This window comes from Aeromonas sp. FL131 (genome assembly GCF_049860615.1).
Classification (GTDB): Bacteria; Pseudomonadota; Gammaproteobacteria; order Enterobacterales; family Aeromonadaceae; genus Aeromonas; species Aeromonas hydrophila.
Genome location: NZ_CP187595.1, coordinates 4211446 through 4222500 on the forward strand (window position 1 = coordinate 4211446; position 11055 = coordinate 4222500).

The following is an 11055-nucleotide window of genomic DNA, read 5'->3' on the forward strand; positions in this document are numbered from 1 at the left end:
GCTTACCCCTGCTGAACCTGGGACACGGACTCCTGCTCGTGGTAGCGACGGGCCAGCACGGCGCACACCATCAGCTGGATCTGGTGGAAGATCATCAGCGGCAGCACCATGACCCCGACGCTGGTGGCCGGGAACATGACGTTGGCCATCGGCACCCCGTTGGCCAGGCTCTTCTTCGAGCCGCAGAAGACGATGGTGATCTCGTCCGCCCTGTTGAAGCCGAGGCGGCGGCTGATCCAGATGTTCCAGCCCAGCACCAGCGCCAGCAGCACGCAGCTCAGCAGCACGATGCTGGCCAGATCGTACCAGCCTACTTGATGCCAGATCCCCTGCACCACTGCCTCGCTGAAGGCCACATAGACCACCAGCAGGATGGAACTCTGGTCAAGCTTGCCAATGAGTGGCCGGTGGCTGTCGACCCAGCGGCCGATGAGCGGGCGCGACAGGTGGCCCACCACAAACGGCAGCATCAGCTGCACCATGATGGCCTGAATGGAGTGCCAGGTATCGACCCCCTCCCCCTGCACATTGATCATCAGCCCCACCAGCACCGGCGAGAGGAAGATGCCGAGGATGCTGGAGGCCGAGGCGCTGCACATCGCCGCCGACACATTGCCGCCGGCCATGGAGGTGAAGGCGATGGCCGACTGCACGGTGGCGGGCAGGGCACAGAGGTAGAGGAAACCGAGGTAGATGGCCGGGCTCAACCAGTGGGGTACCAGCGGCGTGAGCAAGAGCCCCAGCAGCGGAAACAGCACGAAGGTGCTGGCCATCACCACCAGATGCAGCCGCCAGTGGCCGAGCCCCGCCAGCAGGTTCTGGCGCGACAGCTTGGCGCCATGCATGAAGAACAAGAGCGCCACCGCCAGCTTGGTCAGCAGACCGAACCAGACGGCCACCTGCCCCTCGCAGGGGAAGAAGGAGGCCAGGGCGACCACCACAATCAGTACAGAGGTAAAGGGATCCAGACGCACGAGCGGTCTCCGGTGAAAGCAGATCCCGTCCCCGCGCGGGGCCGGTGATCGGGGACGACAGGAAACACAACAGGAGCTGTGGCACAGCTCCTGTTGAAACGAATCCCCAGCTTACCCCGATAAGCGGGAGGCGCAAAGTTGAGCGACCCCTCTTTATCTGCCGGAAATTAAGCAAGCCCGGCTGGCCACCGGATCCGGCCAGCCTTGTGCTTCAACTCTGCTTGGCCAACTTGCCGCCGGCGGTGCCGGTGGCCTGCTTGCGGGCCTGGCGCTTCTCGAAGCGGGAGATCCACCAGTAGGCCAGCGCCGAGAAGACCGCGGTCATGAAGACGTTGATGAAGAAGGCGCGTACCAGATCCACCCCGCTCGGGAAGGCGGAGGCGCTCATGCTCACCACGAAAATGGCGATCAGCACAGACACCACCCCCATCCCGAACTTGCGCGATCCCATGCGGAACTCGCGCGGGGTGTCGTCATGTTTCCAGCGGAACACGAAGTAGGCCACCATGATGAAGATCGGCGGCAGCATGGCGGTACCGGCGGTGAGATTGATGGCGGTGTTCATCATCTGCTGCACCGATTCCGAGCCGAAGCCGTTGACCACCAGCATCACGAACACGAAGGCGAACTGCCACCAGGCGGCGCGTACCGGCACGCCGTGCTCGTTGAGCTGGGTGGTCTTCTCGCCGTAGACACCCTGCGGGATCTCGGAGAAGTGGATCTTCACCGGGGCCGAGGTCCACATCATCATGGAGCCGAACATGGCGATGAACAACACCACGCCGACGAAGCGGCCCACCAGCGCCTCCGACAGCTGGAAGTACTGGGCCATGCCGGTGAAGATCTCCACCATGCCGCCGGCATAGGTGAGGCTCTCGCGCGGCACGAACACGTTCACCAGCAGGGAACCGACCGCATACATGGCACCGATGACGATGCCGGCGCTGATGATCACCTTGATGAAGGATTTCTGGCCGCCCTTCACGTCATTGAGGTAGGCAGCCGCCGTCTCGGCACCGCCCGCCGCCTGGAAGATCCAGCACATGATGCCCAGCGTCGCCCAGTTGACGGTGGGAGTCATCGCCTCCAGGGTGATGGGCTGGGCCGGTACATGATCACCACTCAAAGCCATCAGGGCGCCCAGCACATAGATGGCGAACAGGGCAAACACCCCGTAGGCCACGATCTCGGCAATCTTGCCGAGCCAGCTCGCCCCCTTGGTGGAGATGTGGGTCGCCGCCGCAAACAGCACGATGGAGATGACCGAGGTGACCATGGGCGAGAAGCTGTATTCATAGCCCAGCATGGCGTAGGAGGCGTAGGCGATGACGTTGGGCAGCAGGGAGACGAACCAGAACAGGTTCACGAACCAGTAGAGAAACGAGCCCAGATAGGCCATCCGGGTGCCGAGCGGTTTCTTGAGCCAGTCGTACATGCCCGACTCGGAGTTTTTGTTGGCCGAGACGAACTCGGCGATGATGAAGACGAACGGGATGAAGTAGACCAGGGTCGCCAGCAGGAAGATGGGGGCGGAACTGAGCCCCAGCTCGATGTTGTTGTTGACGATGTTGCGCACGTTGAACACGGCGGCAAAGGTCATCGACAACAGGGCAAACTTGCCTATGGTGCCGCGTACGGATTCAGACATGGTGTCCTCCAGTGGACTCGCGTTCCCTGCGGGTAACGCTGTGACTCTGTGATGTGTTTGGCAAGGGTCTGTCGGCCCCGCGCTTTACTCTCTTGTTATGATCGGGCCGCTTGGACGGCCTCGTTGCTGAACCGGTGCAATCTCACCGCACCGGCTCGCAATACCAGTCAGACGATCGGTGTGCCCGGCGCCATCGGCACCCGCGGCTGCAACAGCACGCTCTGGCTCTCGTCCGGGGTCTCGGCGCACAGCAACATGCATTCGGATCGCTCGCCGCGCATCCTGGTGGGCTTGAGGTTGGTCAGCACCACTACCTCGCTGCCCATCAGCTCCTCTTCGCTGTAGTGGGGCACCAGACTGGTGACGGTCTGCAGCGACCGCTCGCCACCCACGTCGATCTGGACGATATAGAGTTTGTCGGCCCCGGGGTGGCGCACCACCTCCAGCACCTTGCCCACCTTCATCTCGACCCGCTTGAATTCGGCAAACTCGATCGTCTCGCTCATGCTCTTTTCCTTTTCTGGTTCAACGGTTTGCGGGTGGCCAACGGCCACCCGGTTTTATTCGGATTCAATGCAGTGCCTATGGCGTCTGCATGGCAACCTGCGCCGCCGGCTGGGCCTCTTTCGCACGCGCCTCGGCGCTGAGGGAGGCCTCGTATCGGTTGTACTTCCACCAGGCAAAGCCCAGGAAGATCACGATGCCGCCCACGTTGTAGAAGATGATGGTCATGATGTCGGCGCCAGTCGGGAAGGTGGAGGCGAGGAAGCCCACCGAGAAGATGGCGATCAGCACCGACACCACGGCGATGCCGGTGGTGCGCGAACCCATCTTGAACTCCCGCGGCAGGTGGTCGAGCTTCAGACGCAGATTGAGGTAGGCCAGCATGATGAACAGTGGCGGCAGCATGGAGGCGGCAGCGGTCATGTTGATGACGGTGTTCATCAGATCCTGCGCGGTGTTGGAGCCCAGGGTCGGGATCACCATCAGCGGCAGCACGATGAGGTACTGGATCCAGGCTGCCCGGGCGGGCACGCCGTTCTCGTTCAGCTCGACCGTCTTCTTGCCGAAGATGCCGGCCGGGATCTCGGAGAAGAAGATCTTCACCGGGGTCGCGGTCCACATCAGCAGGGAACCGAACATGGCGGTGAAGGAGACCAGCCCGACGAAGCGGTTCATCAGGATCTCCGGCAGGCCGAAGTAAGCTGCCAGCCCTTCAAACACCTGCACCGAGCCGCCGGTATATTTCAGGGTGTCGCTGTGGACGAACACGTTGATCAACAGTGATGCGATGGAGTAGAGCACCCCGATAAAGATCCCGGCGACGATGATCACCTTCACGAAGGATTTGGAGCCCCCCTTCACATCATTGACGTAGACCGCCACCGACTCGGCGCCACCGGCTGCCATAAAGATCCAGGTAGTGATGCCCAGGAACGCCCAGCTGAAATCGGGGATCATGGCCTCTACCGTGATGGGGTCAGCCGGTTGCACGCCGCCCACCAGTGCCGCACCCGCCAGCAGGATGTAGGAGAGGGTCAGCAGCAGCATCAGGGACGAGGTCACCGAGGTGATGGGGCCCAGCATCTTGGCACCGTTGGTGGAGACGTAGGTGGCAAAGGCAAACAGCACCATGCTCAAGGCCGTGGTCGCCACCGGGGTGAGAATGTACTCGTAGCCGAGGAAGGCATAGGAGGCGTAGGCGATGACCCGCGGCAGCAAGGAGGTGAAGAAGAAGAGGTTCACGAACCAGTAGGTGTAGGCGGAGATAAAGGCCCAGCGACCGCCGAGGGAACTCTTCACCCAGGCATACACCCCCGCTTCGGAGTTTTTGTTCAGTGATACGAACTCCGCAATGATGAGGCAAAACGGAATGAAGTAAAAAATGGTGGCCAGAAAGAACATCGGGGCCGAGGCCAGACCGATTTCGATGTTGTTGTTGATGACGTTGTTGAAGCTGAATACCGCCGCGAAGGTGAGCGACAGCAGACCAAACTTGCCTATCGTATTGCGTTTGGAATCAGACATGGTGCATCTCCAGACCTGTAGTTATTGCAGCGAAAGGGCGGGGCATTAGTTGTAGGGTGAGCCCCGCCCTTCCGGCTTTTGTCAGTGCAGAACCGGCGGCTTGTTATTTGTTTTTGAAGTAGCCGCCTTCGACGGTGACCTTGATGATCAGCTTGCGCACCGGGCTGTCGCCTGCGAACCGGTAGGCCTCGTCGTTCTCGAAGATCACCACCTGACCGTTGCCGACTTGCTGGCGCTCGCGCACCTCACCAGCCAGCCACTCGCGGTCGGTGGTGTCGTCATAGGCCTGCTCGACCTGCAACTCCGACTTGGGGGCCCACTCCACCGTCTCTGCCCCTTCCAGGTAGTAGTGAACGTCGAAGTAGCGGCGCTGCCCCTCGAACAGTGAGGTGGCCGGGCTGGCCCCCTCCTGCAAGCGGTAGGTGAGGGAGTCACCGATGGAGTGGCAGATGCCGGGCTTGAGGTTCGGCAGGTTGTCGATGGCCTCCACGCAGCGGCCCCACTTCTTGCCCTCCCGGTAGATGTTTTTGAACAGGGTCAGGTTGTCCAGGGTGATCATGCGAGGTTCCTCCCGCCGTTGATGGTGAGATCGAGCCCGGCCAGCGCAACCGGATTGAGGTTGCCACGGGCAATGGGCAGCAGGGTCAGACCGAAGCTGAACGGCTCGAAGCGCACCCGCCAGGAGTCCAGCACCTCGGAGCCCCAGGAGTTAGAGCCTAGCCCCAGCACCTTGTGATCCAGATTGAGGGTGAGATAACCGCAGGGCTCCAGCTCGTTGATGTGCTGCGCCGCGTGGATATGCTCCCAGCTGTAGGGCCAGACGCTCAGGTTGATGGGGGCATCGGGTCGCACGTAGAGACCGGCGCCGTGGCGGTTGGTCAGGGTCGCCCAGCGCACCTGCTGGCGGTTGCCATTGTCCTGCGGGAAGGGGTAGTGCTCCCACATCTCGCTGACTGTGCTCTGGAAGCTGTCGATCCAGTTGCTCTGGCGGCTGTCCTGATAGTTTTCACCCGGCCCCATGCCGTAGTAGTGCACCCGGTCGAGATCCTGACGAATGCCCAGCTCGAAGCCGATCTTGGGAATGATGTCGTCATAACCGCCGTAGGGCTGACCGGACAGAGCTACGTGCAGCTGGCCGTTCGGGCTCAGGGTGTAGACGTAGCGGCAGCGCATGCCGAAGTCGAACACCGGCGGCGCGATCAGGCTCTCCACCGTCACCTCGACCGCATCACCCAGTTGGCGCCAGCTTAAGGTGCGGAAGTGCTCCTGCATGATCTGCAGGTGATTCGGGTGCCACAGGCTTTCGTACTCCTGCTTGTGGTTGTCGATCATCGGCTTGAAGAAGGTGAGGCGCGGCGAGCGCTCGATAAGCTCATTGCCATCCTGCTGCCAGCTCACCAGCTTGCCGTCGAGGCGCGAGAAACGCAGGGCGAAGCCGCTGCCGCTCAAGGTCAGCGCGAGGCGCTCGTCGGCAATCTGCAACGCCGTGGCATTGGGATTGGCAAAGGGCTGCAGCTGACGAGTCGATGCCTTCAGCTGGAACTGGTACTGGCCCAGCTCGTGCTCCGCCGCGCTGTAGCGGGTAGCGCTGGCCTTGATGACCCGCAGCTGGACGAAGGTTTCCCGCCCATCTAAAGAGGGCAGCTCGAGTTGCAGCTCGGTGGTGGCACCGGGAGCCACCCCTTCCAGCCGGATCTGCTGGCTGGCCAGCAGTTCGCCCTCTGCCTTCACCTCGACCAGCAGACGGATGTCGTCGAGAGTGGAGAACCAGTAACGGTTTTCCACTTCCAGCTTGCCGCTCGCCAGATCCAGAGCGCGCACCTTGACCGGGCAGATCACCTGCTTGTATTCGCGCAGGCCAGGCCCCGGGGTTTGATCCGGATAGATGAGGCCATCCATGCAGAAGTTGTAGTTGTTGGGGTAGTCGCCGTAGTCGCCGCCGTACTTGTAAACGGGGCGACCCTGCTCGTCCTGATCCAGAATGCCGTGATCGCACCACTCCCAGATGTAGTGACCCTGAATGTGGGGATGACGGTCGAACACCTGCTGGTATTCGCTGAGGCCACCCGGGCCGTTGCCCATGGCGTGGGCGTATTCGCAGAGGATGCGCGGCTTCTCCATCGGGAACTCGCCGAAGCAGTTCATCTGGGAGACGCGGGAATACATGGTGCTCACCACATCCACCACCTCGGCATCGCGATCCTCTTCGTAGTGCACCAGCCGGGTCGGGTCGAGCTCCTTGCAACGCTGGTACATGGCTCTGATGTTGCAGCCGTAGCCGGACTCGTTGCCCAGCGACCAGATGATGATGGAGGGGTGGTTTTTCTGGGCGTGCACGTGGCGCTCGATGCGATCCACGAACACCGGCTCCCAGCAGGGGTCATCGGTGATACGGCTGAGATCGCCGACGTTGGCAAAGCCGTGGGTCTCCACGTCGGTCTCCGCCATCACGAACAGGCCGTACTGGTCGCACAGCTCGTAGAAGCGCGGGTCGTTCGGGTAGTGGGCGGTACGTACAGAGTTGAGGTTGTGCTGCTTCATCAGCACGATATCGCGTTCAACACGATCCATGCCGACCGCGCGGCTCTTGAGGTGGTCGTTGTCGTGGCGGTTCACCCCGTGCAGCTTGAGGTAGTGGCCGTTGACGTAGAAGAGCCCATCTTTGACCTTGATTTCACGCACCCCGACCCGCTGCGGGATCACTTCCAGCAGCTCGCCCTGACCGTTGTAGAGGGAGAGCTGCAGCTGATAGAGGTAAGGGTCTTCGGCACTCCACAGATGGGGATTGGCCAGATCCAGCGTGAAGCGGCAATCACACTTGCCATCGATGGCGAGATGGTCGAGCGAGCCGCTGGCGATCTCGCTGCCCTGATCCAGCAGCGACCAGACCAGACGGTGATCAGAGGCCGCCGCCCCCAGATTTTCCAGCTGAATGTCGCAGCTCAGGGTGGCGCTTTGATTGTCATCGGCCAGCGCAGTGCGGATGAAGAAGTCCTGCACATGGGCGGCCGGTTTGCCCACCAGATAGACGTCGCGGAAGATCCCCGCCATCCACCACATGTCCTGATCTTCGATATAGGTGGAGTCGGCCCACTGCATCACCCGCACCGACAGCAGGTTCTCGCCAATGTTAACGTAGGCACTGATATCGAACTCGGCGGTGAGGCGACTGCCTTTGCTGAAACCGACGTAGTGGCCGTTCACATAGACCTCGAAGTAGGTTTCCACCCCGTCAAATTTGATGATCACCTGCTCGCCATCCCAGGCCGGGCTCAGCGTGAAGCTGCGCTGATAAGCGCCGGTGGGGTTGCTGGTCGGCACGAAGGGCACGTCGATGGGGAAGGGAAAACCTTCGTCGGTGTACTGCAGCTGACCATGCCCTTCCATCTGCCACATGTTGGGCACGGTGATCTGGCCCCATTCGCTCATGGGGCTGTGATAGAAGGCCTCCGGCACCTGCAGGGGATGCTCGAAGTAGTGGAACTGCCACTGGCCGCTAAGGCTCAGAAAACGGCGGCTCAGCTCGCGCTGCATGGTGGCAGCCAGCGCGTGGTCGGCATAAGAGAAGAAGTAGGCGCGCGGAGCCAGCCTGTTTTCACCAACGAATTGGACGTTTTCCCAGTTATTCACATGTCCTCCCGGAACAAGGCAACGTTAACTGGGTAAACCTTAGATAAACATTTACTAAATATCAGCTTTGGATCGGTAAAGTTTTAACCTGATCACAATGCATGGATGGTTTTGTGAGCGAGATCAGAAGCGGGAGATAAAGGAGAGCAAACTATAGAGGAGTGGCATGGATGTTGATAACAGCTGGCTAAACTGGAATAAAATCAACTATAAAACAATATGATATGGCGTCATGGGATGACATGGTAAAGATGTTTGCTTGGGAGAAGTGTCGCACCACCGCAAGATGGTGCGACTAAAAAGCAGATTTTTTTACTAAAATAAGCGGGTGGTGCCGCGCAGGGTCAACTTGCTCGGTACCAACACTCGGAGTGGAATATCCCGCTCGTCCCGCAGCCGTTCAACCAGCAGGTTGACCCCCTGGGAGCCCATCAACTCGGAGTGGATCCGCACCGTGGAGAGCGGCGGGAAGGTGAACTTGGCGGTCGGGATATCGTTGACGCTGATAAGCTCGATCTGCTGGGGAATCGCCAGTCCCTTCTCATGGATGGCACGCAGCACACCGATGGCGATGGAGTCGGAGGCAACGAACAGCGCCTTGGGCCAATCTCTCGCCAGCATCTCTTTGGCCAACTTGTAACCGGAGGCGCTGGAGAAGTCCCCACGATAGAGATCGCTCTCCTGCACCACACCGAGGCGCTGACCGTAGTCGAGGAAGGCCAGCTCGCGCAGATCCGGGCCATCATCCTGGCCGCCGATATAGCCGATGCGCTGATGTCCCTGGGCGATGAAGAAGTCCACTACCTGCTGGCTGATCAGCGCCAGATCCACGTCAATCGAGTCAAAGTCCCCCTGAGAACGGCAATCCACGAACACCAGCTGGGCAGAGAGGGAGTGGAGCGCGGCGAGACGCTCTGCAGGCAGATGTCCGATGACCAGGATACCGTCGACGGCGGAGAGATCGCGCCCCTCGGCACCGTTGTAGCAGTGGGTCAGCTCGATGTTGAGCCGGGCGCACTGGGTCTCGATGCCATAGCGGATGGCCAGATAATAGGGGTCGTTGACCTCGGTGCTCTGCGGGTAGGCATAGACCGCCAGGAAGTGCAGTTTGCTCTTGTGAACCCCTTTGCGGGCACCGCTGGTCTTGTACTCCAGCCGCTCGGCGATCTCGAAGATCTTCTGCTTGGTCTCTTCCTTGACGCTCAGCGTCGGATCTTCATTGAGCACCCGCGACACGGTAGCTTGGGAAACCCCCGCCTCCAGTGCAATTTCCTTCAACGTGGCCATGCATACTCCTCTGGCGATGACTCCCGACAATACCAGACCAAGAGTAACGGGCAACGTGCTGACATCCCAGCATTTTTACTAAAAGAACCCCATCAGGTCGGCAAAATTCCAATGCAAAAAGGCCTCCCGAATGGGAGGCCTCTTCTAAATAGGTGCCTGACAGTGTCCTACTCTCGCATGGCGAATGCCACACTACCATCGGCGCTACCGCGTTTCACTTCTGAGTTCGGCATGGGATCAGGTGGTTCCACGGCGCTATTGCCGTCAGGCAAAAGCTTTACTACTTCAATAATGGTGCTGATACCCAGAGTCGAACTGGGGACCTCATCCTTACCAAGGATGCGCTCTACCAACTGAGCCATATCAGCACACTAACCGGTAAAGACCGCACTGTGTGCGCTATCTAAATCTTTTGTCCGACACAACCTGACGTTGTATCGCGACCAACCACATCGCTGTGATTGCTTAATTGATGCCTGGCAGTGTCCTACTCTCGCATGGCGAATGCCACACTACCATCGGCGCTACCGCGTTTCACTTCTGAGTTCGGCATGGGTTCAGGTGGTTCCACGGCGCTATGGCCGCCAGGCAAATTCTTCAATCTGTGAAAGCTGATGTAAGTAGTTTCGTATTTGTCACAAGGCTCGAAACACTTCTTGGGTGTTGTATGGTTAAGCCTCACGGGTAATTAGTATGGGTTAGCTCAACACGTCGCCGCGCTTACACACCCCACCTATCAACGTTGTGGTCTCCAACGGCCCTTTAGGACCCTCAAGGGGTCAGGGATGACTCATCTCAGGGCTCGCTTCCCGCTTAGATGCTTTCAGCGGTTATCGATTCCGAACTTAGCTACCGGGCAGTGCCACTGGCGTGACAACCCGAACACCAGAGGTTCGTTCACTCCGGTCCTCTCGTACTAGGAGCAACTCCCTTCAATCATCCAACGCCCACGGCAGATAGGGACCGAACTGTCTCACGACGTTCTGAACCCAGCTCGCGTACCACTTTAAATGGCGAACAGCCATACCCTTGGGACCGACTTCAGCCCCAGGATGTGATGAGCCGACATCGAGGTGCCAAACACCGCCGTCGATATGAACTCTTGGGCGGTATCAGCCTGTTATCCCCGGAGTACCTTTTATCCGTTGAGCGATGGCCCTTCCATTCAGAACCACCGGATCACTATGACCTACTTTCGTACCTGCTCGACCTGTCCGTCTCGCAGTTAAGCTGGCTTATGCCATTGCACTAACCTCCTGATGTCCGACCAGGATTAGCCAACCTTCGTGCTCCTCCGTTACTCTTTGGGAGGAGACCGCCCCAGTCAAACTACCCACCAGGCACTGTCCGCGACCCAGATTCATGGGCCTGCGTTAGAACATCAAACATACAAGGGTGGTATTTCAAGGACGGCTCCAGCGCAACTGGCGTCACGCCTTCAAAGCCTCCCACCTATCCTACACATGTAGGTTCAATGTTCAGTGCCAA

The 11055-nt window shown here is 59.7% G+C and carries 7 protein-coding genes, 1 tRNA gene and 3 rRNA genes (1 of these 11 only partly in view); all 11 read right to left on the reverse strand.

Annotation, left to right across the window (positions count from 1 at the left end):
• Positions 1-2: 2 nt before the first annotated feature.
• Positions 3-974, reverse strand: coding sequence for a bile acid:sodium symporter family protein (locus tag ACPW75_RS19585; RefSeq protein ID WP_077095869.1), 972 nt, complete (start codon positions 972-974; stop codon positions 3-5).
• Between the two features lie 211 nt (positions 975-1185).
• Positions 1186-2622: an amino acid permease gene (locus ACPW75_RS19590; RefSeq protein WP_029305062.1), complete on the reverse strand. Its 1437-nt coding sequence runs from the start codon at positions 2620-2622 to the stop codon at positions 1186-1188.
• Between the two features lie 167 nt (positions 2623-2789).
• Positions 2790-3128, reverse strand: a complete 339-nt coding sequence (locus ACPW75_RS19595) for a tRNA-binding protein (protein ID WP_179101376.1) — start codon at positions 3126-3128, stop codon at positions 2790-2792.
• A 76-nt stretch (positions 3129-3204) separates the two neighbouring features.
• Positions 3205-4650: an amino acid permease gene (locus ACPW75_RS19600; RefSeq protein ID WP_043163427.1), complete on the reverse strand. Its 1446-nt coding sequence runs from the start codon at positions 4648-4650 to the stop codon at positions 3205-3207.
• 103 nt (positions 4651-4753) lie between these two features.
• Positions 4754-5209: a beta-galactosidase subunit beta gene (locus ACPW75_RS19605; RefSeq protein ID WP_043163429.1), complete on the reverse strand. Its 456-nt coding sequence runs from the start codon at positions 5207-5209 to the stop codon at positions 4754-4756.
• The gene (gene ebgA, locus ACPW75_RS19610; protein ID WP_077095871.1) at positions 5206-8280 is read right to left on the reverse strand and encodes a beta-galactosidase subunit alpha; all 3075 of its coding nucleotides are present in this window, start codon (positions 8278-8280) and stop codon (positions 5206-5208) included. Before ebgA ends, ACPW75_RS19605 begins: the two co-directional genes overlap by 4 nt.
• 315 nt (positions 8281-8595) lie before the next feature.
• Positions 8596-9567, reverse strand: coding sequence for a transcriptional regulator EbgR (gene ebgR, locus ACPW75_RS19615; protein ID WP_077095872.1), 972 nt, complete (start codon positions 9565-9567; stop codon positions 8596-8598).
• 154 nt (positions 9568-9721) lie between these two features.
• A 5S ribosomal RNA gene (rrf, locus tag ACPW75_RS19620) occupies positions 9722-9836 on the reverse strand.
• 23 nt (positions 9837-9859) lie between these two features.
• Positions 9860-9935, reverse strand: a tRNA-Thr gene (locus ACPW75_RS19625).
• Positions 9936-10041: 106 nt separating this feature from the next.
• Positions 10042-10156 (reverse strand): 5S ribosomal RNA (gene rrf / locus ACPW75_RS19630).
• A 78-nt stretch (positions 10157-10234) separates the two neighbouring features.
• Positions 10235-11055 (reverse strand): 23S ribosomal RNA (locus ACPW75_RS19635); it runs 2068 nt beyond the window's last position.

Bases quoted from the DNA above. Each gene is read 5' to 3' on its own strand.
- ACPW75_RS19595 (WP_179101376.1), bottom strand. From the start codon at position 3,128: ATGAGCGAGACGATCGAGTTTGCCGAATTCAAGCGGGTCGAGATGAAG.
- ebgR (WP_077095872.1), bottom strand. From the start codon at position 9,567: ATGGCCACGTTGAAGGAAATTGCACTGGAGGCGGGGGTTTCCCAAGCT.
- ACPW75_RS19605 (WP_043163429.1), bottom strand. From the start codon at position 5,209: ATGATCACCCTGGACAACCTGACCCTGTTCAAAAACATCTACCGGGAG.
- ACPW75_RS19600 (WP_043163427.1), bottom strand. From the start codon at position 4,650: ATGTCTGATTCCAAACGCAATACGATAGGCAAGTTTGGTCTGCTGTCG.
- ACPW75_RS19590 (WP_029305062.1), bottom strand. From the start codon at position 2,622: ATGTCTGAATCCGTACGCGGCACCATAGGCAAGTTTGCCCTGTTGTCG.